Source organism: Streptomyces sp. NPDC102274, assembly GCF_044766385.1.
GTDB lineage: Bacteria > Actinomycetota > Actinomycetes > Streptomycetales > Streptomycetaceae > Streptomyces.
The window spans coordinates 348,392-373,085 of sequence record NZ_JBIWLW010000002.1 but is presented as its reverse complement, the minus strand read 5'-3'; the positions used below and the strand labels follow the sequence as shown (position 1 = coordinate 373,085).

The 24,694-nt window shown below is 70.4% G+C and carries 13 protein-coding genes; 8 read left to right on the top strand and 5 right to left on the bottom strand.

Annotated features, from left to right (window positions below):
- The first annotated feature begins 5 nt into the window (after positions 1 to 5).
- Positions 6 to 4,367, top strand: a complete 4,362-nt coding sequence (locus ACIRQP_RS04055) for a CHAT domain-containing protein (protein WP_403883012.1) — start codon at positions 6 to 8, stop codon at positions 4,365 to 4,367.
- A 21-nt stretch (positions 4,368 to 4,388) separates the two neighbouring features.
- Here ACIRQP_RS04055 and ACIRQP_RS04050 read toward each other — a convergent pair whose 3' ends face one another.
- Positions 4,389 to 6,410: a caspase family protein gene (locus tag ACIRQP_RS04050; RefSeq protein WP_403883009.1), complete on the bottom strand. Its 2,022-nt coding sequence runs from the start codon at positions 6,408 to 6,410 to the stop codon at positions 4,389 to 4,391.
- 202 nt (positions 6,411 to 6,612) lie between these two features.
- Here ACIRQP_RS04050 and ACIRQP_RS04045 point away from each other — a divergent pair, with 202 nt between their 5' ends.
- The 6 genes from ACIRQP_RS04045 (at position 6,613) to ACIRQP_RS04020 (ending at position 14,963) form a co-directional block, all read left to right on the top strand.
- On the top strand, positions 6,613 to 7,083 hold the full coding sequence (locus ACIRQP_RS04045) for a hypothetical protein (RefSeq protein ID WP_403883006.1): 471 nt from the start codon (positions 6,613 to 6,615) through the stop codon (positions 7,081 to 7,083).
- Positions 7,084 to 7,173: 90 nt separating this feature from the next.
- The gene (locus ACIRQP_RS04040; RefSeq protein WP_403883003.1) at positions 7,174 to 8,952 is read left to right on the top strand and encodes a hypothetical protein; all 1,779 of its coding nucleotides are present in this window, start codon (positions 7,174 to 7,176) and stop codon (positions 8,950 to 8,952) included.
- A complete protein-coding gene (locus tag ACIRQP_RS04035) occupies positions 8,949 to 9,206 on the top strand; it encodes a hypothetical protein (RefSeq protein ID WP_403883000.1) in 258 nt (85 codons plus the stop codon). The genes ACIRQP_RS04040 and ACIRQP_RS04035 overlap by 4 nt, the downstream gene beginning before the upstream one ends.
- Positions 9,203 to 9,781 carry a hypothetical protein gene (locus ACIRQP_RS04030; RefSeq protein ID WP_403882997.1) on the top strand — a complete coding sequence of 193 codons (579 nt, stop codon included), beginning with the start codon at positions 9,203 to 9,205 and terminating at the stop codon, positions 9,779 to 9,781. Before ACIRQP_RS04035 ends, ACIRQP_RS04030 begins: the two co-directional genes overlap by 4 nt.
- 110 nt (positions 9,782 to 9,891) lie before the next feature.
- Positions 9,892 to 11,463: an ATP-binding protein gene (locus ACIRQP_RS04025; protein ID WP_403882994.1), complete on the top strand. Its 1,572-nt coding sequence runs from the start codon at positions 9,892 to 9,894 to the stop codon at positions 11,461 to 11,463.
- 479 nt (positions 11,464 to 11,942) lie between these two features.
- Positions 11,943 to 14,963 (top strand): CARDB domain-containing protein, encoded by a 3,021-nt coding sequence (locus ACIRQP_RS04020; protein ID WP_403882991.1) that lies wholly within the window; start codon positions 11,943 to 11,945, stop codon positions 14,961 to 14,963.
- A gap of 327 nt (positions 14,964 to 15,290) precedes the next feature.
- On the opposite strand, the gene ACIRQP_RS04015 is transcribed toward ACIRQP_RS04020, so the two are convergent.
- Positions 15,291 to 18,404, bottom strand: a complete 3,114-nt coding sequence (locus ACIRQP_RS04015) for an AfsR/SARP family transcriptional regulator (protein ID WP_403882988.1) — start codon at positions 18,402 to 18,404, stop codon at positions 15,291 to 15,293.
- A 738-nt stretch (positions 18,405 to 19,142) separates the two neighbouring features.
- On the opposite strand from ACIRQP_RS04015, the gene ACIRQP_RS04010 reads away from it, so the two are divergent.
- Positions 19,143 to 21,134, top strand: a complete 1,992-nt coding sequence (locus tag ACIRQP_RS04010; protein WP_403882985.1) for a tetratricopeptide repeat protein — start codon at positions 19,143 to 19,145, stop codon at positions 21,132 to 21,134.
- Between the two features lie 40 nt (positions 21,135 to 21,174).
- Here the strand turns inward: ACIRQP_RS04010 and ACIRQP_RS04005 are convergent, their stop codons facing one another.
- From ACIRQP_RS04005 to ACIRQP_RS03995, 3 genes are all read right to left on the bottom strand, one after another.
- On the bottom strand, positions 21,175 to 21,804 hold the full coding sequence (locus ACIRQP_RS04005; protein ID WP_403882982.1) for a hypothetical protein: 630 nt from the start codon (positions 21,802 to 21,804) through the stop codon (positions 21,175 to 21,177).
- The gene (locus ACIRQP_RS04000) at positions 21,801 to 23,045 is read right to left on the bottom strand and encodes a hypothetical protein (protein WP_403882978.1); all 1,245 of its coding nucleotides are present in this window, start codon (positions 23,043 to 23,045) and stop codon (positions 21,801 to 21,803) included. Before ACIRQP_RS04000 ends, ACIRQP_RS04005 begins: the two co-directional genes overlap by 4 nt.
- A 200-nt stretch (positions 23,046 to 23,245) precedes the next feature.
- On the bottom strand, positions 23,246 to 24,640 hold the full coding sequence (locus ACIRQP_RS03995; protein WP_403882975.1) for a nitrate/nitrite transporter: 1,395 nt from the start codon (positions 24,638 to 24,640) through the stop codon (positions 23,246 to 23,248).
- Between the last annotated feature and the right edge of the window lie 54 nt (positions 24,641 to 24,694).

Below are 24,694 nucleotides of genomic sequence, written 5' to 3'. Positions count from 1 at the left end.
CCTTCTTGCCCGAGGACGAGTTTCCCGATGTCTCTCAACTGTCCGACGACGAACTGCGCGCCTCCCGGGACGAGTTGCTCGCGGCGGCGGCCCGGACGACGGACGACGACCCCGAACTCCCCCACATGTGGGCCTGGGCCGGGGAGTGGAGCTTCCATCTGCATCTGCGGCAGGGCCGGGAGGACGATCTGAGCCGGGCCGCCGACGCGCTGCCGCGCGCGTTCTCGGCACGCACGGCACGCACGGCACACGCGGCAAGCACGGCGGCACGGGACGAGGACGGACAGAACGGACAGGACGGCGAGGAGATCTGGTACGCCTGGCGGGTGCTGTACGGCCAGGTGCTGCTGTGCCAGTACGACCAGGAGCCCGCCCCCGCGCTCCTCCACCGGGCGGAGGAACAGCTGACCGCCGGGCTCGCCGGCCTGCCCGACACCTCACCGTTCGCCGCCGGGAACGCACCACTGGCCCGTCTCCTGCTGGCCCGTACCTCCGACGCCCGGTACCGCGGCGCCGCGGAGGACGACCCCGGTCGCGCGGACCTCCTCGCGACGGCCGCCCGCCGGCAGCGGGACGCGCTGGGCGACCACGCGGCCGGTTCCGAGGAGGCCACCGAGCTGCTCGGACGTCTGGGCGACCTCACCTTCGAACAGGGCGACTTCGGCGCCTCGGTGGAGCACTACCGGACCGCCCTCGCCGGGGCCGCGCCCGGCGCCGACGTCCCGCTGTTCCGGTACGGGCTCGCGACCAGCCTGCTGATGGGCGGCCGGGCCGCCGCGGACCGTGAGCAACTGCGGGAGGCCCGGAACGAGTTCGTCCGCGCGCTCGCCGAGGCACGCGAGCGGCGGCGACAGCAACAGGGCGCGACGGACGCGACGGACGCGGGAGACCCCTGGTGGGCCTGGCAGGCGCGGGCCAGGAGCGTCTATGTCCGCGCCGTTCTGCGCTTCAACTGGCAGGAGCGGGAGCGTTTGGCACCCGCCGTCGCCGAACTGCACGCGCTGCTCGCCGAACCGGGCGCCGAGGAGCAGCTCACACCGGTCTTCGCGGACGCGTTCGGCCGGTTGCTCTACGATCACGCCGCCGAAGAGGACGACGACACCACCCGCGACCGGGCCATCCCCCTGCTCAGGCGGGCCGTACGGGAGTGGCGGCCCGCGCGGGACGGCGACCCGGTGCCCGGCGCGATGCTGCTCGCGTCCCTGCAACAGGCGCGCTACCAGGATGACCAGGACCCGGACCGGCTGGCGGACATCGAGGACTGCGCGCGGCGCGTACTCGCGATCGATGGGGCGGAGGCGGACCCGGGGCTGCGGCGTATGGCGAAGGTGATGCTCGCCTGGCTGCGGTCCCAGGCGGCGGGGCCCACCCCGTCCGGGCCGGTGGACGACCCCGACGGAGTGCTCGACGAGGGCAGGGAGGCAGCCCGGGAGATGATGGCGGACTTCTCCCACGGTCGCAGTTTCCTCGACTTCGACGACGACGCGTACGGCGCCATGGGCAAGGACATGGCAAGCGCCGACCGGCTCACACGTACGTTCGATCAGTTCTATGAGCAGTGGCGCTCCCTGGATCCGGAGAGCGAGGAGTACGGGGCCTTCGCCGGCTATCTCCTCAGCGTGGCGCCGATGCTCGATCCGCACAGCACCCACATCACCGAGGAGCAGAAGACCGCCCTCTTCGAGGCCGCCAGGGCGAGCAGACCGGAGAACTCCACCTGGCAGAGCACGGTGCACGGGGCCGTCGGGTACGTCAGACTCCATGACGAACTGGCCGGCTCGGGCACGGGACTGGACGAGGTCATCGCCGAACTCGACCGGGCCCGCACCGCCTTGGGCCAATCCGACAGGACCGGCGAGACCGGCGACGCGTCGGGTGAAGGGGGCGCCGGAAGCGGGGCCGCGCCGGGCGACACCCAGCGCGATCTCCACGACAGCTTCGGCCTCCTGCGGTCGTTCGCCACCAACCAGCGCGGCCAGCTGCGCGGCGCCGTGGACGACCTGGACAGCGCCGGGGCCGCCTGGGAACGGCTGAGGGACAGCCCCGCCATCACCCCGTACATGCGCCGGGTGCTGGACGGCCAGCAGGCGGGGTTCGAGGCGAACCGGGCGGCGCTCAGCGGCGATCTGGCCGGCGTGGACCGGGGTCGCGCGAAACTGGCGGCGCTCCACGCGGAGATGGACCCCGAGGACCCCTCACGCATCGAGGTCTGGACGCTCCTGGAGAACGTCCACTCGCAGCGCGACCAGCTCGCTGACCGGCTCGGCGTACCGCCGCTCCCGCCGCCGCACGGCCGGCCCGGTACGGCCGAACTGCGGCGGCTGGCGGCCAAGCTGCCGCGCGACCACCATGCCTGGGTGCTCGGCGACAACGGCATCGCGCGCGGCTTGCGCGCGGGCGCGCGGGGCGATGCGCAGGGCGTACGGGAGTCCCTCACGCTGGTGGAGGGGGCGCTCGCGCTGGTCGACGAGGGCAGCGACGACTGGCTGCGGTACGCGAACGTCGTCGGCACCTCCCTCTGCGGGCTCGCCGCCGCCGGGCGCGACCGGCGTGATCTCGACACCGGCATCGACTGGCTGGAGCGCGCCGCGCTCCGGACCGGCGGGCCCGAGCACCGGCTGTACGGTGCGCTGGGGCTCACCCTCGGGCGTGCGTACCGGCTGCGCGCCGCCCCCGGCCGGGACGACCGGCGCACCGGGCGCCGTACCGGACTCAAGGCGCTGCGCGGCTGGACCTGGGCCGCGCTGCTGCAATCCGGCACCTCGCATGCCGCCGAGGTCGCCGCGAACGCCACGCGGGCGGCCCTCGAAGTGGCCTCGTGGTGTCTGGAGGACAACGTCCCCGACGAGGCGGTCCAGGCGCTGGACTCGTGTCGCGGGCTGGTCCTGCACACGGCGACCACGTCCAGATCCGTGCCCGAGCGGCTGGCCGCAGCCGGGCGCCAGGATCTGGCCGACGAGTGGCGGGCGGCGGGCGGCACGGACGTACTGCCGGGGGCGGGCGTCGGCCCGTCGCCCGCGACCGGCTCGGGACGGCGGTCCGGAAGCGGTCCCGACCCGACGGCCGATCCGACGGCCGACGCGGCGCAGACCGTCCCCAGCGAACTACGCCGGCGCGTGCTGGCCGTACTCACCGACCCCGACGAGACGGGTCAGCCCCAGGACCTGCTCCTCGAACCGCCGTCGCCCGCCCGGATCGGCGAGGCGCTCACCGCCGTACGCGCCGACTATCTGGTCTATCTCGTCCCCGGCTACGAGGCGCGCCCCGGCGCGGCCGTCGTCGTCACCGCCGCCGGGCGGGTGGGCTCGCTCCCGCTGCCCCTGCTCCGCGAGGACGCGGCGCCCCTGCGCGCCTACGACCCGACACCTCTGGCCGCACGTGACATGGGCCCGGTGCCGGACGGCGGCGCCCCGTACGGCGACCCGGACGCCACCGCCGCGCCGACCCCGCGCAGACAGCTCGACCGGCTGTGCGGCTGGGCCTGGTACGCCGCGATGAAGCCGCTCCTGGAAGGGCTCGGGGTGGGCGAGGCGCCCGGCGAACCCCCGCCCACCTTCGTCCTCGTCCCGATGGGCGCCCTGGGCGTGGTCCCCTGGCACGCCGCCTGGGAATCCCTCGGGGCGGGAGGCCGGCGTTACGCGGTCGAGGCGGCCGGGATCTCGTACGCGGCCTCCGCGCGGCTGCTCTGCGAGGTCGCGGGGCGACCCGCGGTCCCGCACACGGGCGCCGCCCTGGTCGTCGGCAACCCGACCGGGGACCTGCGGTACGCGGGCGAGGAGGCCGACGCGGTACGGCACGCCTTCTACCCGGCCGGGCGCTTCCTCGGGCGCGGCCTGGCCACCCCCGACGAGGTCACCGCCTGGCTGCGCGATCCCGCGAACACCGGCGGCGTACTCCATCTCGCCTGCCACGGAACGGTCGCGGCGAACCGGCGGCACAGCGCCTATCTCTCCCTCCACGGAGGCGAGCTGGCCGCCGAGGAGCTGACGGAGGCCGCCGCGGGCGCCGGGCGGGGCGAGCTGGAACTCGTCGTGCTGGCGGCCTGCCGCAGCCATGTCTCGGGGCGCGGCCACAACGAGGCGTACAGCCTGGCCACGGCCTTCCTCGTCGCCGGGGCCCGGTCGGTCGTGGGCTCGCTCTGGCCGGTGCCGGACGACGCGACCTCGCTGCTCATGTTCATGACCCATCACTACCTGCGCGGTGAGAACCTCTCCCCCGGCGCCGCCCTGCGCCGCGCCCAGTTGTGGATGCTGGACCCCGCGCGCGTCCTCCCGTCCGCCATGCCCGACGCGCTGGCGCTGCGCGCCGGGGCCCTCACCCCGGACGACCTCACCGCGTGGGCCGGCTTCACGCACCTCGGGCACTGACTCCCGGGCACCGGACAGGCGTCACTCCGGCACCACCGTGCGCAGAGGGATCGTGAGGGCGTGCCACTGGCCGGGCGCGCCACCGCCGCCCGGCCCCGGGCCCGCGTCGCGGCCCGCGTGCGGAGGGCGGGTGAAGCGCAGGACGTGATCCTCCTCGGTGCCGCGGGCGACGGGCGGAGCGTCCGCGCTCCACGGCGCGAGACGGAACGGAACAGTGCTGAACTCGCCCTCGGCCACGATGAGTTTGAGCCAGTCACGGACGAACGCGCCGGGCTCGGCCTTGCGGGACTCCGGCAGCGAGAGCTGTACGGGCGCGTTGCCGAGGGCGTAACCGGTGCGCCCCGGGCCGATGAAGTGGCCGGGAAAGAGCCCCGAGTGGCTGGCGTAGCTGTCGGTGAGGTCGAGGAGCACGCACCAGAGCGTGCGGTCGTGGGAGCGGTTGTGGATCCGTACGGAGACCAGCGGCTCGCGCCCGTCGGCGTACGCGCAGCGGATCTCGCCGTGGCCGTCCGGCAGAATCCGCTCGCCGTTCCAGGCGGACACCTCGACGTCCACCAGGGAGGCGAGCGGCGACGCCGGGTTGGCGAGATCCCGCAGCTGGTGCCAGCGGGTGAGATGGACCAGGCAGTCCGGCGCGCGGTGGGCGGGGAGCGGGGCGGTCGCCTCGGTCCCGTCCCGGCGCAGGACACGGGCCCAGCCGTCGTCCCGGACGACGACCTTGAAGACCTGGCCATGGCCGGCCCGGCCGTGGCCCCGGTTGTTGTTCCTGGGGCCGCCGTCCGCGAGGCGCAGCAGCGGTGCCGCGTCGATGGCGTCGAGGAGCGCGCGGTCGCCGCCGTCCACCACGACCGAGGTCGGCGGCACGGCCGGCGCGGACAGCGCCACGGGATAGATCCGCACCGGATCCGGGGTCCACCCCACGGGGGTGACCAGCGCGCGCAGGGGCTCGACGGCCCGTACGCGTACGAGGTCCCCCTCGCGACCTGCTTCGACGACGCTGAACTCCGTATGCCCGGTGGCGTCCGTATGCCCGGTGGCGTCCGTAGGGCCCGTGGCCTCCGTGGGGCCCGTGGCCTCCGCATGTCCGGGGGTGGCCCCCGTACCCTCCGGACCGCCCACCAGCCCATGTGTGCTGCCGCAGTCGACCTGCCAGCCGTCCGCGCCGTGCAGCAGCAGATGCGGACTGAGCGGGCGGTCCGCCGCGCCGCCGAGAACCGCCCGGTCGGCGATGCCTCCGGGATCGGCCGGGTACAGCACGGGGTTCTGGTGCTCGGTCGCGGACTGCACCCGCGAGCCGGCCGCGGCCAGCACCTGCCGGTAGGTCGCGCCCGGCCCCATGTCGCGCAGGGCGCCGAGCAGGGCGCGGGTGAACAGCCCGTGCCGCCCCGCGCCGTGTCCGTCCTCGTACGACGCCTGGTTGACGCGGCACGCCGCCAACAGCACATGCCGCGCCGCCTCGGCGGGGGCCGGAACGTCGCGGGCCCGGGGGCCACCCGCCCGGGATCCCGGCTCCCGGTCCCCGTCCCCGTACGCCGGCCATGACGGGTCGTGCGGCAGCGAGCGTTTGACGAGGTCGTCGCTCAGCCGGGTGGCGCCACCGGAGAAGCAGGAGTCGAGGACGGCGGCGGTGTGCGCGCCGCCCGAGGCGACACCGTCGAGGAGGGCGCCGAGATCCTTGTCGATCAAAATGCCATCGGCGCAGACCAGGGCCTGGCAGTAGCCGGTCGGCTCGATGGAGAGGTGGGCGCGCTCGGTGGCGGCGAACTCGGTGCCGTGGCCCGCGTACCAGAACAGCGCGGTGTCCCCGGGGCCGGCCTGGCCCAGATGCGTACGGAGGGCGTCGGTGACCGCGGCCACCGTCGCCTCGCCGTCGGTCAGTTCGAGTATCCGGGGCGGCGGACCGTCGAGCCGTCCCTCCAGCCAGCCCCGCGCGGCCCGGATGTCGTTGACGCAGCCGCTCAGCGAACCCGGTGTCGAGTCGGCGGCCGGCGACAAGGCCGCGTAGTCATTGATCCCCACCAGAAGTACGAACGCAGTCCCCATGGAGGAAGTCTGTCAGGGCGCGCGCGGCGCGGCGTACGCGCACCGGTCGTGAACTGGGCGCTTACCGGGCGTACTTCGGTCATCCGCTGTCAGAGCCGCCAAGCGCTTCGCACTATGGAGGTGCCGTCGCTATTGTTCTGAACCCGCGCGGTTCAGGCCGTGCCGGACGGACGCATGACACACGGGGGATCTTGGGGGATCCATGGGATTCATCGAAGGGCCGCGCCGGGTGGTACGCCCCGCCGCTGGGCCGGGCGCCGCACCGGGCAGAAGCACCGCACCCGCGCCGCCGGCGGGCTCCCCGGCCCTCTCGCGGGACCGCTACCAGGACCGTACGCGCGAACTGATGGACTCCGTACGGCGGTTGGACGCCGGGCTCAACGAGGCGGCGGTGCGGGAGCTGTCCGGCTGGATCCGCGAGCAGTACGCCACGTCGTACGGCGATGTCCCGGTGGGCTTCGTGGCCGTGTGCCGGCTCGGGCCGCCCTTCGTGGACCACCGGCTCAGTCTCTTCCACACGATCATCGACCACTTCGCCCCGGGCGATCCGATGCCGGAACCCTTCGCGGCGGCCCGGATGCTGGTGCGGTCCAGGGCCTATGAGTACGTCGAGGTCTATGCCGGCGGGACGGTACTGCCGGTCCTGGACGACGGCTCGGTCGTACGCCCGTAGGGCCCCCACACACACGAACCTCGAAGACCCCGGAACCGCAGAGCCACAGACCCACAGAGCCACATAGCCACAGACAACGACGGAGGATCCATGTCCGAGGTGGACTACCACCTGCGGAGCCAGGTCGATCGCGTGAACAACCTCGTGGTGCGGCTGGGCGAACAGGTGGGAGCGGTCTCCGGCCAGGTGTCGGCCGTCGGCCAGGCCCAGCAGGAGACCCGTACCGAACTCCAGCAGCTGCGCGCCGACTTCATGACGTTCGTGAAGCAGGCCGAGCTGACGGCCAACGTCCAGCGGGCCGAGACCCGGGTCGGTGTGATCCAGGACAAGGTGGACCACGAGTTCGGCCATCACAAGGTGGTCAGGCGCTCGGCGGTCGGCATGCTCCAGGCCTTCGACACCGGTCTGGTCTCCGACGAGACCGTACGGAACGTGGGCGAGCAGCTCATGCTCCAGACCCCGCGCTACTGGCTGGCCCCCGCGCTGATCGCACTGTCCAGCTGGGCGGCGGACGACCGGTCGCTGTGCGAGCGCGCCGTGGAGGAGGCGTTCCGCCGCTCCCCCGACCGGACCTCGCTGTTCTTCGCGCTGGTGCTGCGCCGCCAGGGCCGGCACGCCGGCGCGGTGCGCTGGCTGCGCCACTACCTCAATGTCCAGGACCCGGCCACGCTCGGCCGGGAGTTCGCGGTGATCCTCGAATCGATCTCGCAGGGCGCGTTCGGCGCGGCGGGGCGCGAGCTGCTGCGCGACACCCTCGCCACCTGGCGCGAGACGCTGCTCGCCGACGAGGCGACCGAGACCGCGCAGGTCACCCGGTGGCGGGCGGAGATCGACTCGATGCGCGCGCCGTCCGCCCAGGCCGACTTCCCGCGGCTGGCCGCGGTGTCCCCGCAGTGGGCTCAACTGGACGCCGTGCTCTCCTCGGCCCGTGCCCAGCAGGCCGTACTCGACAAGTACACGGCGATGATGGCGCGCGAGTCCCAGCCCTCGGGCCGTATCGAGGACGCGGTCGACGACATCCTGGACCGGCTGGTCGGGGAGTACGACAACGAGGAGCTGCCGCTCCGCCGCGATCTGGCCTTCAACCACGCCGTCATCGACAACGGCGGCGATCTGGACGCCGCGAAGCAGGCCGTCGACGTCGACTCGGCGTCGCTGGAGGAGACCCTCGACTACCTCACCGTCCAGACCACATCGGCTCTCAACCCGGGGGCCATCGGGGCTTCCCCGGCCACCCAGCGACTCTCGGTGGCCGCCTGCCACAGCTGGTTCAAGCGGGCGCACGCCTCTTTCAGCCGGGACTACCGGGCGGCGATCCCGCCGGACGTGGGGGCGTACTTCGCCACGACGCACGGCGTGGGGGCGCAGACCTTCGCGCTGCCGCCGTGGTCGGGTTCGTTCACGACTCCGCTGGAGACGCTGGAGGCGTCCTTGGCGGCGCACTGGGACGCGCACGCCCGTCCGTTCATCGACGCGCTGGCCTTCCCCTGGCGGCAGAAGGCCCTGCTGCCCGGTGGGATCGTGCTCGCCGTCCTGCTGCTGATCAGCCCGTTCAGCGTCGGCTTCGCGTTGGTGGCGGCGTTGGTCGTCGGCGGGGTGTGGGCGCTGATCCTGCACAACCGCGCCGCGGGGGCCCGCAAGCTCCAGGAGACGGCGAGGCAGTCCCTGGAACGGGCCAAGCAGGAATCCGTCGGGACCCTGCGCGCGGCCCGCGCCGAGCTGACGGACTGGCAGAGCCGGTTCCAGCAGGCGGACGCCGTGGAAGCCGCCACCCGCGCCATGATCGCCTCGCTGGCGACCGCCGCGCACGCCTCGTCGCCGTACGAGGGCCGCACCGTCACCGAGCCGGCGGAGGAGAAGGCATCATGATCCCCGAACAGCAGCCCCGGCGCGTCGTCCCGGGGCCCGCGCCGTCCCAGACCACCTCGCCCCCGACCGCCTCGCCTCAGGCCGCGCCGTCCCGGGCCACGCCTTTCCAGGCCGCCTCGCCCTGGGCGTCCGCCCCCGCACGCCCCAAGGAGCGGGCCACTTCCCGGCTGCGCAAGGTGGTGGAGGGGCTGCCCGGCTGGGAGCCGCTGCCGCCGGGCGAGATGACCGTACGACGCCCGAAGAAGGACCTGTGACCGGGAGTCTCTGGGCCCACGGGGGTACGTACGAGACCTGGGCGGCGTTCCTGACCGGCTGGGCGGCCGGCGACAGGTCCGACGGCGCGGGCCTGCCGGCCCTGCGCCAGGAGGACTTCGCCGCCGACACCTGGGACCGGCTGCGGATCCGGCTCACCGAGGCGATCTCCGCGCGCCTCCAGCTCTGCGCCGACGCGCTCGGCGCGGCGCTCGGCGAGGCTGCGGACGAGTTCTCGGTCGGGCGGGCCCTGGCGCAGGCCCGGTCGGGACTGCATCCCGTACGGACCCTGGCGACCCACCCAGGGCTGCCCGAGGACCTGCGGCCGCGGCTGCTGAAGATGGTGGACGACGCGACCCGCTCGCTCCAGCACGACCTCGAACGGGCGGTGGAGAGCATGATGTCGGAGGGCGGCGACCCGCGCCGGGTCGAGGCCCGGATGCGGACGCTGCGCGACAACCCGCTCACGGCGGTGACCTCCGCGCCGCCGTCCGCACCCGCGGCGGAGCCCACGGCGACCGGCGGGTGGTCGTACGACCCGACCGCGACGGGCAGGCGCCGGGTCACCCCGCCATAACTCGCCTTTCCTTCCTTCGGATCGCACCTCTTTCCCCTCCCTTCGCCCCCCTTCGCCACCTTCACTCCCTTCGCCCCCCTTCGCCCCCTTCACTCAGCAGAAGGCCACGCATGCCGAACTACCGCGAGTGCCGCGACGACCTGGACAACTACCTCACCGCACGCGTGCCGGTCATCGGCCTGCGCACCATCGAACAGCCGCGCGCCCTGCGCCTCGTGAAGGAGATCGCCGCCCAGCCGCGCCGCTCGGCGCTGCCGTTCTGGATCTACACGCGCGCCACCGGACTGCGGGATCTGCGGTCCAACGCGACGGTGCAGGACGACCGTTCGCTGACGGGCGCGATGGAGTTCGCCGCGGCCCAGTTCAGCAGCCGGCCGAACGCGACCCTGGTGCTGGTGGACCCGGACGACCTGGACACCGACACGCCCTTCACCCGGCATGTCGCCGAACTCGCCAGGCTCGCCGACGCCAACGCGGGCAGCCTGGTCCTGATCACCGACAAGCCGATCTGGAGCGGCCTCCAGCGTCTCGGGATGAGCCTTCAGCTCGAACTCCCCGACCCCGACGAGATGTACACGACGATCCACGGCTTCCTCGCCGACCACCACGGGGTCGTACCGATCGCCTGGACCGAGGAGGACGCGCGCCGGGCGGCGGAATTCCTCCAGGGCGTCACCGAGGGCGAGGCCGTCAACCTGATGGCCACGCTGGTCGCCAAGGGCTCCGTCGAGAAGGACGACGTCCTCGCCCTCGCCCGCTCCAAGGACCGGATCTTCAGCGATCTGGCGGGACTCGAACGTATCCACCTCAAGAGCGAGGAGGACTACGGAATCGGCGGACTGACCAATCTCCGTGACTGGCTGCGGCGCAAGCACCAGCTGATGCACTCCGATCTCCGCGGCACCGGCCTCCGGCCGCCCCGCGGCGCTCTCCTGGTCGGTGTGCCCGGCTGCGGGAAGTCGCTGTCCGCCAAGGCCATCGCGTCCCAGTGGCGGCTGCCCCTCTACCGGCTGGACATGGCCAGCATCCACGGCAAGTACCTCGGCGAGTCCGAGGGCCGGATGCGCGAGGCGCTGGAGACCGCCGATCGCGTGGCGCCGTGCATCCTGTGGATCGACGAGATCGAGAAGGGCCTCGCCGGCAGCAACGACATGTCGGGGGTGCCTCAGCGGATCATCGGTCAGTTCCTCTTCTGGCTCCAGGAGTCCGACTCGCGCGCGTTCGTCGTCGCCACCGCCAACGACGTCCGCAGCCTGCCGCCCGAGCTGCTGCGCAAGGGCCGCTTCGACGAACTCTTCTTCGTGGACCTGCCCGACGCGCAGGACCGCAGGGAGATCATCCAGCTCTACTACCGCCGTTACGTCAAGGCCGAGCCCGCCCCGGACCGGCTGGACCTGCTGGTCGACCTCTCCGACGGCTTCGCCGGCTCCGACATCGAAGCCGCCCTCCACGACGTCGGCGCCGAACTCCACCTCCAGGGCGACGCCCCGCAGGGGCTCGACCCCTCGTTCGTCGAGGACACCTTCGCCAACGCCTCCCCCATGAGCCGCACCAACCCCGAACAGATCGAGGAGATCCGCTCCTGGGGCCGCGACCGCGCCGTCCCGGCGGGCCGCTCGCTCAGCACCGCGGCCCCGGGCACGGCGGGCCCCTCGCGCCGGGTCGTCTTCATGGGCGACTGACGCGTCACGTCGTACGACTCCGCGCCAGGGCTCTGTGTTGCCCTGTGTGCCACTGCGGCGCGCCAAAAACTGGGCAGGCGTGCGAGAACCGTTGACAAACACATGACATGATTGCAGCCTGTGACTCGCAAAAACATCGATAACTAGCTCAATTTCTTTGCGCTCACCGTGCAACTTCGTTTGCGACCTCACGTGCTCCTCGCGTGCTACTCGCGTGCGACTTCACGTGCACCTTCGCGGCAGGGACCCGCCCCCGCCTGCCGCCACCGCACCGCTCTGTTTCGGACAGCACCGCTCTGTTTCAGGGCGACAGCTGTCCGAGATCCCGGCCCGGCGCACCGGCACCGCGCGCCTCGCCGCCCACGCACCCGCGTGGCGCGTGACGCGGGTCCCGCGCGTCGTACGGCCGGCCCAGTCCAGCGGGCTGTCCGTTCTCTCGTTCCGACAGGCTCTCTCGTTCCGACAGAACAGAGGACACCATGAAACGGAAACAGCCCCGCCGACGGCTGATCATCGGCGCGATCACCGCCGCCTTGATCACCGTCGGGCTCCTGCCCGTCTCAGCCGCCGGCTCCGGCCCCGCCTACGCGGCCGAACGGTCCGACGGCGGCAGTGTCGCCGCCGCCGACCTGGCCGGCGGCAAGCCGATCGAGGCGTCGTCGACGGTCTTCACGTACGTCGCGCGCAACGCCAACGACGGCAATACCGGCACCTATTGGGAGGCCGCGGGACACCCGTCGACGCTGACGGTGAAGCTCGGCGCCAACGCCGACATCACCTCTGTCGTGATCAAGCTCAACCCCGACCCGATATGGGCGACCCGTACCCAGAACCTCCAGGTACTCGGCCGCGACCAGGGTGCGACCGCCTTCACGTCACTCGTGGCCCGCGCGAACTACACCTTCAACCCGGCGTCGAACCAGAACACGGTCACGATCCCGGTCACCGGACGCGCCGCCGACCTCCAGCTCCAGTTCTTCAGCAACACCGGCGCGCCCGGCGGGCAGGTCGCCGAACTCCAGGTCATCGGGACACCGGCGCCCAATCCGGACCTGACCGTCAGCGCGCTGTCGTGGACCCCCGCATCTCCCGTGGAGAGCGACACGACCAAGGTGAACGCGACGGTACGGAACGTGGGAACGGCCGCCGCCGGCGCGACCACGGTGAACGTCAGCCTGGGAGGTGCGGTCGCGGGCAGCGCCCCGGTGGCCGCGCTCGCCGCGGGGGCCTCCGCCGTCGTCCCGGTCGACATCGGGAAGCGCGCGGCGGGCAGTTACCGCGTCACGGCGTTGGTGGACCCGACCGACACGATCATCGAGCAGGACAACGCCAACAACAGCTTCACCGCGCCCTCGGACCTGGTCGTGGGGCAGAGCCCCGGCCCCGACCTCCAAGTGCTCGGCATCGAATCCACCCCCGCGAACCCGGCCGTCGGAGCACCGGTCAGCTTCACCGTCGCGGTGAAGAACCGTGGAACGACCAGCTCCGGCGCCACCACGGTCACCCGCGTCGTGGTGGGCGGCACCACGCTCAACACCAACACCCCGGCGGTCGCCGCGGGCGCGACGGCCAACGTGAGCGTCAACGGCACCTGGACCGCCACCAACGGCGGAGCCACCATCGTCGCCACCGCCGACGCCACCAACGCCGTCACCGAGACCAACGAGACCAACAACGCGTTCTCGCGCTCGATCGTCGTCGGACGCGGGGCCGCCGTCCCGTACGTCGAGTACGAGGCCGAAGCCGCCCGGTACCAGGGCACCCTGCTGGAGGCCGACCCGCTGCGCACCTTCGGGCACACCAACTTCGCCAGCGAGTCATCGGGCCGCAAGTCGGTACGGCTCAACTCCACCGGTCAGTTCGTCGAGTTCACCTCGACCAACCCCTCGAACTCGATCGTCGTACGCAACTCCATCCCCGACGCCCCGAACGGCGGCGGGGCCGAAGCCACCATCAGTCTCTACGCCAACGACACCTTCGTCCGGAAGCTGACCCTCTCGTCGAAGCACAGCTGGCTGTACGGCAACACCGACGGCCCCGAGGCACTGACCAACACGCCCCAGGCCGACGCCCGTCGGCTGTTCGACGAGTCGCACGCCCTGCTGTCGACGACCTACCCGGTAGGCACCAAGTTCCGGCTCCAGCGCGACGCCGGCGACTCGGCCTCGTTCTACATCATCGACCTGATCGACCTGGAGCAGGTGGCGCCCCCGGCGAGCAAGCCCGCCGAGTGCACCTCGATCACGGAGTACGGCGCGGTACCCGACGACGGCAACGACGACACGACAGCCATCCAGCGCGCGGTGACGGCCGACCAGGAGGGTGACATCGCCTGCGTATGGATCCCGGCGGGGCAGTGGCGCCAGGAGAAGAAGATCCTCACCGATGACCCGCTGGACCGCGGACAGTACAACCAGGTGGGCATCAGCGATGTCACGATCCGCGGCGCGGGAATGTGGCACTCCCAGCTCTACACCCTGACCGAGCCGCACCAGGCGGTCGGCAGCATCAACCACCCGCACGAGGGCAACTTCGGCTTCGACATCGACGACAACACCCAGATCTCCGACATCGCCATCTTCGGCTCCGGCACCATCCGCGGCGGACCGGGCGGCGCCGAGGGCGGAGTGGGCCTCAACGGCCGCTTCGGCAAGGACACCAAGATCTCCAACGTCTGGATCGAGCACGCCAACGTGGGCGTCTGGGTCGGCCGTGACTACGACAACATCCCGGACCTCTGGGGCCCGGCCGACGGTCTGCAGTTCAGCGGGATGCGCATCCGCAACACCTACGCCGACGGCATCAACTTCACCAACGGCACCAGCAACTCCCGCGTCTTCAACTCCTCGTTCCGCACCACCGGCGACGACTCCCTGGCCGTCTGGGCCAACCGCTACGTGAAGAACCCGTCGACGGACATCGCGCACGACAACCAGTTCCTCAACAACACGATCCAACTGCCCTGGCGAGCGAACGGCATCGCGCTCTACGGCGGCTACGGGAACAAGATCGAGAACAACCTGATCTACGACACGGCCAACTACCCGGGCATCATGCTGGCCACGGACCATGACCCGCTGCCCTTCTCCGGCCAGACCCTGATCGCCAACAACGCACTCCACCGCACCGGCGGCGCCTTCTGGAACGAGGACCAGGAGTTCGGCGCGATCACCCTCTTCGCCCAGAGCAGAGACATCCCCGGTGTCACGATCCGGGACACCGACATCCACGACTCGACCTACGACGGCATCCAGTTCAAGACGGGCGGCGGCGCCATGCCGAACGTCGCCATCACCAACGTCAAGATCGACAAATCCAACAACGGCGCCGGCATCCTCGCCATGAGCGGCGCGCGCGGCGGCGCGACGCTGTCCAACGTGACCATCACGAACTCGGCGGACGGCAACATCGTCACCCAACCGGGCTCAAGCTTCGTGATCACGGGCGGCACCACCACACCGGCGAAGGCCCCGAAACGCACCCTGGCCAACCGCTGGTAAAGGACAGCCCCTGAGCCCTCGTCGGCCAAACCAAAAGGTGCCGGACCGCGCGTTTGCGGTCCGGCACCTCACTTGTTCCGTTAAATAATTCCCGACTGCGACATAATTTCTGCCACCCGCACGATGTACGGCATACAGACCAGCGTCGACAAGAGCAATCCAAACTTATGAAGAGCGGTGGAGGGCGATCGCCCTCATAACGATGATCCTACCCTGGCCCCCGGACGAGTCGCGCACGCGGAACACCCCGTCGGATCTGCGGGATCGCCGGAGCCTTCCGTCGCACGCATACGCCCAATGTGCCAACGTTCGGGAAGCGACGACCCACTAACTCCTGTAACCCCTCAGCCGCCGCAGTCCGGCCAACGCCCGCAATGCCCGCTCTTCATCGCTCCGGGCCCCGAGCCTGCGACTGATGGAGAGGCTCTCCTCCAAGTGCGCCGCGGCCTGGTCCAGCCGCCCCGTATCCTGCTCGGCCTGCGCCAAGTCGTAGAGCACACCGGCCTCCTCACCTGCGGCTTGAATGCGTCGCATGACCGCGAGGGCGGCGATGTGCTTCGCCAGGGCCTGCTCGCCGCGACCGGCCGCCCGATAGGCCTTACCGGTCCCGTTGAGGGCGATCCCTTCCCCTCTCGCGTCTCCGACGGCACGCAGGGCCCCCAGGGCACCCCCATAGAGAGCGAGAGCTTCGTCCGTTTTCCCGAGTGCGGTCAGCACGCTCGCGAGATTCATCTGAAGGGTGGCTTGATCGCCCCTTCCACCCATATTCCTTGAGATCTCGATCGCCTCTCGATAAGCGCGCTCCGCGGCTTCCAGATCACCAATTTCCTGGTAACGCTCCGCTATATTATTCAGCGTGCGATATCTACCCCGGTCATCTCCGGCATCGGCGAAACCCGAGAGGGCGAGCAGGAAACAATCAATCGCCTCTTGATGCCGGCCCAGGTGGAGATGGGTGATTCCGAGTAAATTGTGGGCGCGAGCTATCTGAAGCCCATCATTGAATTGCAACCGCAAAGCCAAAGATCGTTCCTGAAGAGTCTGGGCCAGCACGTATTGACCGGTGTGCCACAGCGGAATCGACAGCTGGTGAATGGACTCGCTCTCCAGCTCGGAATCCTTCAGGGACCGTGCGATACCCAGGGCTTCGTGCGCCGTCGAGTGCCCCTCTTCGTACTGACCGCTATTGGAACACAGCGCGCTCAGGTCGAGCAGAGCTCGCCCCCGCGCCGCGTCATCACCGACGGCATGCCAGTGGGCGACCGCACGGCGCAACAGCGGTTCAGCCGTGACCAGATGCCCCTCCATATGCCAGTAGCCCGCAAACACATGGGAAAACAAGGCCAGTTGACCTTCGGAACCATGACGGCGGGTCCAGTCCAGCGCAGCCATCAGATTGGCGCCCTCGGCGATCAGCCACTGCTCCGCCGCACGCGCGTCGGCGATCTCGGGCCATGCGGTGAGACGAGGATCTCCGACGGGGATGCGTGAACGGAATGGGTAAGCCAGCCGATCGGCCCGGTCCGCGACACTCATGTAATGATCCACCAAGCGGCGAAGTGCCTGATCGGAGGCGGCCTCAGTGTCCAGGTCGGATTCTGCCCCACTCTCACCCCCCGGAGCGGAATCGGCATCAAAACCGTCATCGATCAACGTACGGGCGTACACACGCAGAAGATCATGGATGGTGAATCGGTGCGGTGACGGCTCGAAAATGAGGTGGTGAGCCAGGAGCTCTTCCAATGCGTTCTCGGTCGCCTCGAAGGACAGTCCGGCCAGTGCTGCGACCGCGTGCGGACCGAACTCCAATCCGAAATGGAGGCCGATACGGCGGAAGACAAGCCGCTGCAAGGGCGTCAGCCATCGATAGGAAGATGCGAAGACATGTGAAATGTTTCGCTCACCGTCGCGCAATTGGGAAAGATTTCCGCCACCGCCGGTCAGCTGCTTGAGCAGGTCGGACGTGGTCCACGAAGGCCGGGCCAGCAGACGGCTCGCCACGACATCAACAGCCAGTGGTAGATATCCGCAGATGCGGACGATTTCCGCGGTGTCCGCCTCCTGGACGGCGCGTCGCGCGCCGAGCCGCTGGTGGAAGAGCGCGATGGCATCCTCGGGCGGCAGCACATCGAGGGAGACGGGGCGCACGCCGGGCAGACCGGGAAGCCGCTGTCGGCTCGTCACGATGACCGCCGTCGGGGACGCGCCGGGAAGCAAGGGACGGACCTGTCCGGGGCCTGCGGCATCGTCCAGGATCACGAGCATGCGGCGATCCCTCACGGTGGTGCGCCAGAGAGAGACCAACTCGTCCAGGCTCTGCGGGAGTTCCTCGGGGGGCGTACCGAGCAGGCGCAGCAGTTCGCTGAGCGCGTGGGCCGCGCTCAGCGGCGCCCGATCGGAGGCGTGCCCGTGAAGATGCAGATAGAGCCTGCCCGCGGGGAACCGGTCGCGCAGCTGATGCGCGAGGTGCACGGCCATCGACGTCTTGCCGACGCCGCCCATGCCGTCGATTGCCTCAATGGTGACAACCGGCGCGGACAGACCGCTCCTCTCGGAGAGCGCCGCTGTGAGCCGCCGCAGCTCGTCGCGCCGACCGACCCACGGGATATCTCGCGGTAAGTTGTCCGGAATCCTCCCTGTCGGTCGCGGGACGGTGCGCCTGCCGATGCCCGCCTGCTCAAGCAACGCCGCCGCTGGTGTCTCCGAGATGATCCCCTGATGGACCCGGCGCAGCCGGCGGCCCGCGTCGAGGCCGATGTCACGGACAACGCGCTGCCGCGTCCTCTGCAACAGCTTGGTCGCTTCGGCGGCGCGACTGCTGCCGTAAAGGGCGAGAGCGAGTTGTTCGACCAGTGCTTCGTCGACGGGGTGCTCCTCGACGAGGGGCAGCAGTACGGGTACGGCGTCGGCGAACTTCCCTGCTGCCATGAGGATTTCAGCACGCACCATGGCGGCGGTGAGACTTCTCTCGCCGATGGTGGCGCGCAGGTGACCGGCCCAGTAGGCCGTGATCCCGGCCAGCGGTTCTCCGCGCCAGAGGCCCGCCGCGTGGTCGAGCAGGCGGATCGCCTCTCGCTCGTCGTCGCTGTCCTTCAGGGAGCGGGCCTGGTCGACACAGCTTGTGTAGCGGCGCAGGTCCACCCGGTCCGGATCGACGTTCATCACGTAGGAGTTCGTGCGGCTGACTACAGCCGGTGCGTCGCTTCCGACGATCTGTAGCGCTTTACGGATACGCGATACGTGCGTGTGCAGCGCTTCCCTGGCCTTGACCGGCGGATTGTCGTCCCAGATCCGGTGAATCAGCCTGTCCACGCTCACGGTGCGACTGGCGTCCCAGGCCAGCGCGGCGAACGCCAGACGGGTTTTGGTGGAACCGAGATCATTGCGTCGGCCGGCGGCCCGTACTTCGACCGATCCTGAAAGTCGAATCTCGAACTCCACCAGCGTCCTCCCGCCGGTCCGGCCCCTCTGCAGGCCGGGTATCCGAGAGTGCCATGAGCGCCGCCCACCTGGCTATATGTGGATTTTTTAAGTCCGAAACTGACTTACGACTGAACGAATCTGTTCATCCGCGGCGCGAGATGGGGAAGGACTCTCTAGCGTGCTGAGGACGAGGCATTCCTGATGCATATGCTGCTGGCATGATCTTTACCGTGCCGAAGGGGGGCTACAGACGTGCCATTTCCGGAATTCGACCGAGCGGGAGCGCTGTTGTCGGCCATGGCCGCGTGCGGTACCGACCGGGAATCTCTCGCCTGGCGGGAATTGGCCGATGTCGTACAAGCGGCGGCGCGGGCAGATCACGCGGTGGCCCGGTTGTGGCCCCGCCTCGCACATGGAACAGGCGCCTCCGAGGTCCCCGCGGAGGCGGAGGAAGCGGCGGGAGGTGTCGGGACCGCTTCTGTGATGCGGCAACTTGCCCTGGCACTGGACACGTTGGCCGTTCACGACGCCGGCACCGACGCCTCCGTGAATGACTGGTTACGACGTCACTCTCCGCCCGCGGGCCACCGGACGCACACGAACACGATCGCCGGAGCGGCCGTTCTCCATGGTCCGGTTGTGCAGGCCCGCGACATCCAGGGCGGCATCCACTTTCACCAGGCGGCCCGAGAGGACGGGCCCCGGCCTCCGGTTCCCCGCCAACTTCCGCCGATCAGAAGGACGTTGGTGGACCGGGTGGACGATGTGCGAGCCCTTGACGCCCTGCTCGCCGAGCGTCCGGCTCAGTCACCCCGACTACTGGTCGTCAGCGGGTTCCCCGGCATCGGCAAGACGACGCTCGCGTCACGCTGGCTGCACGAGAACGCGGACAGCTTTCCCGACGGCCAGTTGTACGCCGACCTGGGCGGTCATGCCACGGAGGAGGACGGCGGTCCGGTCCCCGCCAGCACCGTCCTGGAAGGCTTCCTGTACGCGCTCGGAGCACCCTCCGTACCGGCGGACACCGCGCAACGGATAGCGCTGTGGCGCTCGTTGACCTCGGGACTGCGACTGGCCGTTCTCCTGGACAACGCGTTCACGGCGGCGCAGGTGCGGCCGTTACTGCTCGGTGCGCCCACCGGACTCACCGTCGTGACCAGCAGAAACCACCTCACCGGGCTGCTTGCCGAGGGTGCGGCCATACACCGGCTCGGCGCCCTCACGCCGGAGTCGGCCGTCGAACTCCTGGCCGTCGGCGGTGGCGGCGGGCGCGTCGCACAGGATCCGGCAGCCGCGCGTGAGGTGGTCGCCTTGTGCGCCTGTCTGCCCCTCGCGGTCTGCCTGGCCGCCGCCCAACTCGTTCTCCGCCCGCACCGTTCCGTATCCGCCCTCGCCGAGAGCCTGTCCCAGGATCAGGGGTCGCTCGACGCCCTGCGTATCGATGGAGAAGCCGTGATGCGCTCGGCGCTGGACATGTCGTACGGTCTGCTGCCCCGCGACAGTGCGACGCTCTACCGCCGGATGGGGCTACTGCCCACGGATCGCTACGACCTCTTCATGCTCACCGCGATCGGTGGCGACGGAGCGACCGCGACCGACGGCACCACCTGTACGACCGGGACGGACGCCGTCGACATAGCTGTCGGCGCCCTGCTGGAAGCCAATCTCCTGGAGGAAACAAGCCCGGGGATCTACCGCTTCCACGATCTCGTACGCCCGCACGCCCGCCGCCGCGGTGACGCGGAGGAGAGCACTTCCCAGCGTGAACGCGTACTCCGTCGTTTCGTCGACTGGTGTCTGTCCACCGCGACGGCGGCGGAGGGAATCCTCACCCCCAGCCACCGCACGCTGGCGCGTGAACGCCCCTCCTCGCCTGTCCTGCCCACTCCGCTCGCGGACCCGGCCGAGGCGCTGGCCTGGTTCGATACACACCGCAACGGTCTCATGAGTGCGGTACGGCACTGTGCCGGGGCGGGATGGCACAGCTCCTGCTGGCAGTTGGTGGACGCCATGTGGCCGCTCTTCCTGCGGTTGCGCCCCTCCGAGATGTGGGTCGAGGCGCACCTCACGGGCCTCTCGGCAGCGCGCGCGAGCGGCTCCAGGGCCGGCGAGGGCCGCATGCTGACCTCAGGCGCGATCGGTCTGCGCAACGCCGGTCGTTACACGGAGGCCGCCGACTGGTACGTCCAGGCGCTGGAGCACGCCACATCCGACGGTGACGTCCGGCAACAGGCGCAAGCCGTGAACGGACTGGGGCACATCAGACTGCTCACCTCGCGCTTCGACGAGGCTCGTGAGCACTTCGAACGTGCCCTGCGCCTCCGCGAGTCGATCGGCTACCGGCGGGGTGCCGCGCTCTCCAGAAGGCGTCTCGGCGAAACCGCCCTGGCGACCGGCGATCACCGTACGGCTGCCCGGCATCTGACGCGGGCCTTTTCCGAGCTGGACTCCCAGGGGGAAGGATACGAAGCGGCCCGCGCCCTGGCCCTCCTCGGCCATGTCCTGATCTGCGACGGGGACCACGAAACGGGCACGCGGCGGCTGCGCGAGGCGCTGGAGATGTTCCGGGGGCCCGACGCCCGGTCCGGGCACTGGCAGGCACGGTCCCTGGAATGGCTCGGACAGGCCGCCCAGCTGCGGGGCGACCTGGAGGAGGCACGCCGCTGCTACGAGGCGGCCCAGGACCTTTTCCGGCGGCTGAACCCTGCCGACGCGCAGCGCCTCGATGACCGGCTGCGGCAATGGTGAGCTCTGCCGCAGCCGGCTCCGCACCCTTACTGTCGTCGGTTCAGAAACGGCCGCCCTGCTCGCGAAGGCGGACGGATCGGAGCGATTCCAACGGCTCTCCGGCCACCAGCCAGGCGTGCGCCACCGCGGCCACGGCGTACGGCGGAGCCGGGCGCCGGGACCCATCCGCTCCCGGCCACGCCGGAATGACGATCCCCCCGCCGTACCGTGCTCCCAGTACGCACCCGTTCTCGGAGTCGGGAACGGCGGCGACGAGGCAGCCCGGATAGCGCGCGATCAGTTCGTTCGCGCGACGGCGGGCAGCCGTCGGTGGCAGCGGCGTCCGGGGCACGAGCACATCGGCGTACTCCACCTGCTCCGCTTCTCCCGGAGCGTCCGGATCCACCCATAGATGCACGTCGCAGGGACGATCGCCCGACAGGTACGGACGGCTCCCCGCCGCCGCGGACACCGCGTCGAGCCGGACGGAGACCAGACCGTGCCCGGTCGCCGCTCTCCAGATGACGGAGGCGGAGACAGTGACCAGGCCGGTGTGAGCATCCGAACCGGCGTCGACGGACGGACGCCGGGCACCGAACCGCACCGCGCACCAAGCGGCGTCCGGTACCAGTACCGGCCTCCCGTCCGGCGCGGGCTGCTCTGTCCCTGTCGTGTCGGCAGGCCGGCTCATCGCTGCGCCACCCCCGGGTCAACGGCCTCCCACTGTTCCAGCGGCGGTGGCAGTGGCAAGGGGGGAACGAGCGGCGCGCAGGCCGGTTCGCCCAGCTTCAGCAGACGGTAGATGACAGCCCGCATCCGCTGGTGGAACTGGCCCGGCGCCGAGGACAGCAGGGAGGCCACCTGTTCGTACTGCCGCGGACGATGCCGCTCCGCGGCGTAGCGCAACTGCTCGTCCAGCGGATATGCGGGAGAGATCACGGGCGCCAGGGTGGCCAGGAGCGCCGCCGGCGAGTAGTCCGAGATCTCGCGCCTCGGTCCGGGCGTGAGCAGCATGGTGGCATCCGTGAGGGTTCCGTACGCCGTCAGCGATCCGTGATCACCGATTATCCAGTCGGCGGCGATCAGCGGACCCTGCCAGTCCGCTTCCGGGGGCACCAGCGCGATCCCCCGGCCGCGGCAGCCGGCCAGCCAGCTCCGCACCTGCCACCCCCCATGGCCGGCGAAGACATTCGGATGGAGCAGCAGAGCCACCCGGTAGTCGCGGCCGGGAAGCTGGCTCAGCAACTGCGGCAGAAGGGCGTCGAGCCGCCCGAAGGTGGAGGTGGGTCCCCACGTCGAAGAGACGATCACGAGCCGTTGCCCCGCTTCGAGCCCCAGCGCCCTGCGGTACCGCTCGCGCCGGGCCATGCCGGCCTTGATGCGATCGACACAGGGATCCCCCACCACGTGGGCCACCGGAAGCGCCTCGGGACAGGATCGCGCCAGTTCCTCCAGATCGCGCTCGTGCGCGTAGACGATCGCTGCCGGACCCACCCGTCCCTCGTGCAGAAGATGCTGACGGCTCAGCATCCCGGGCGACCGCTTCTCCCCCGGTTCCAGGGTTGTGGTGTCGGTCAGCAGTTTGATGTGGCCGGCTCCGTGTGAGATGCGCACGACCGGAGCCCGCAGCTCGTGCACCCCCCGGGATCCGGCGGCCAGCGCCAGGTCGAACTCGGCCCGTCGGGCCTCTTCCCAGGGCACGGTGGCGATGCCCAGAGTCTCCAGATACCGCGAGACACCCTCACCGAACGCGTGCGGCGGGGCGGTGAACACCACCTGGATACGGAAGTCGGCCTCCAGCAGGCAGAAGGCCTCTCGCAGACGCTGAGCGAATGTCACGGTATGAGCGACAACCAGCACCCGCTTGCAGTCCTGTACGGTCAGCCACCGACCTTGTTCGATCAGCGCCGATTTCGTGGTTTTGACAGACACAACACTCCCCCATGCTTGTCGGCTGCGTGCAGCAGTCGACAGAGGGGGTGCCCGGGGCACACGACGCTTTCCTTGCAGAGGCCTTGCAGCCACCTTGTCCGACCGTGTCTCACCACGGTCGAGGGCCCCCTCGCACGGTTGGCGTCCGAGTTCGGTCCAGCCGCCTGTATCCGCTCGAAGGGGTCGGGGGCCGCCCCGCGCTACACGTCGGAAAGCCGTGCCGGGGACGTACGGAGGTAGACGGCCCAGGTCAGCACCAGGCACAGGCCGTACCCCACCAGGAAGCAGAGGTACGCGGCGTTCCCGTTCTGCGTGGTCAGGAACGACTGCCGGAACGCCACGTTCACCAGCACCCCGCCGAACGCGCCCACCGCGCCCGCGATGCCGATCAGCGCGGACGCCCGCCTGCGGGAGTCGCGCTCGGCCGTCTCCGGGTCCGCGCCGGACGCCACCGCGATACGCGCCCTGGCGCGGAAGATCGCCGGGATCATCTTGTAGGTGGAGCCGTTGCCGACACCGCTGAAGACGAACAGCGCCACGAAACCGGCGACGAACAGGCCCAGCGAGTCCTGAACCGAAGCGACCAGCACCACGGCCGCACCGGCGGCCATCGCCGCGAAGTTCCACAGCGTCACCTTCGCCCCGCCGAAGCGATCCGCGAGCAGCCCGCCGACCGGCCGGATCAGCGAGCCGAGCAGGGGGCCGAGGAAGGTGAGATACGCGGCCTTCACAGGGGTGTCGAACTGCTCCTGGAACTGCACCTGCAGCACCTGCCCGAAGGCGAAGCTGAAGCCGATGAAGGAACCGAACGTGCCGATGTAGAGCAGCGACATCACCCACGTGTGCGGATCACGGGAGACCTCGCGCATGGCCCGCTTGTCGTTGCGCATCGCGGTGAGATTGTCCATCTTCCAGGCCGCGCAGAGGGCGGCGAGGACGATCAGCGGGATGTACACCAGCGGCAGCAACCGCGGCTGCGCGGCCCCCGCGGTCGCCAGGATCAGCAGGCCCGCCAACTGGACCACGGGCACGCCCAGATTGCCGCCGCCCGCGTTGATGCCCAATGCCCAGCCCTTGAGCCGCTGCGGATAGAACGCGTTGATGTTCGCCATCGAAGACGCGAAGTTGCCGCCGCCGACCCCCGCGACACAGGCCACGGCGAGGAGCGTTCCGTAGGAGACGCCGGGTTCGAGCACGATCCCGGCAAGGATGGTCGGGACCAGGAGCAGCAGCGCGCTGAAGACGGTCCAGTTGCGTCCGCCGAACTTCGCCACGGCGAAGGTGTAGGGCAGCCGGAGCACCGAACCGAGCGCGGTGGGCAGGGCGGTGAGCAGGAACTTGCCGGCGGGGTCGACGTGGTACTCCGGCCCGAGGAAGAGGACGAGTACGGACCAGAGGCTCCATATGGAGAAGCCGATGTGCTCGGAGATGACCGAGAACACCAGGTTCCGCCGAGCGATCCGCGCTCCGGCCTCCTCCCAGAAGCGGACGTCCTCCGGACGCCAGTCGTCGATGGTTCGGACCCGGGCCACTGCCGGGGTCGCGGTGTTCTCGGTGTTCGCGGTGTTCTTGGAGTTGCTGACCGTTGTACTCATGGGCACCTGCCGGAGCGGAGAGGGAGTCTGCTGACGCGTCTGGCGCTTCGCCAC

Coding starts and splice junctions, on each gene's coding strand:
- ACIRQP_RS04045 (WP_403883006.1), top strand. CDS start 6,613: ATGGGATTCATCGAAGGGCCGCGCCGGGTGGTACGCCCCGCCGCTGGG.
- ACIRQP_RS04040 (WP_403883003.1), top strand. CDS start 7,174: ATGTCCGAGGTGGACTACCACCTGCGGAGCCAGGTCGATCGCGTGAAC.
- ACIRQP_RS03995 (WP_403882975.1), bottom strand. CDS start 24,640: ATGAGTACAACGGTCAGCAACTCCAAGAACACCGCGAACACCGAGAAC.
- ACIRQP_RS04050 (WP_403883009.1), bottom strand. CDS start 6,410: ATGGGGACTGCGTTCGTACTTCTGGTGGGGATCAATGACTACGCGGCC.
- ACIRQP_RS04020 (WP_403882991.1), top strand. CDS start 11,943: ATGAAACGGAAACAGCCCCGCCGACGGCTGATCATCGGCGCGATCACC.
- ACIRQP_RS04035 (WP_403883000.1), top strand. CDS start 8,949: ATGATCCCCGAACAGCAGCCCCGGCGCGTCGTCCCGGGGCCCGCGCCG.
- ACIRQP_RS04005 (WP_403882982.1), bottom strand. CDS start 21,804: ATGAGCCGGCCTGCCGACACGACAGGGACAGAGCAGCCCGCGCCGGAC.
- ACIRQP_RS04025 (WP_403882994.1), top strand. CDS start 9,892: ATGCCGAACTACCGCGAGTGCCGCGACGACCTGGACAACTACCTCACC.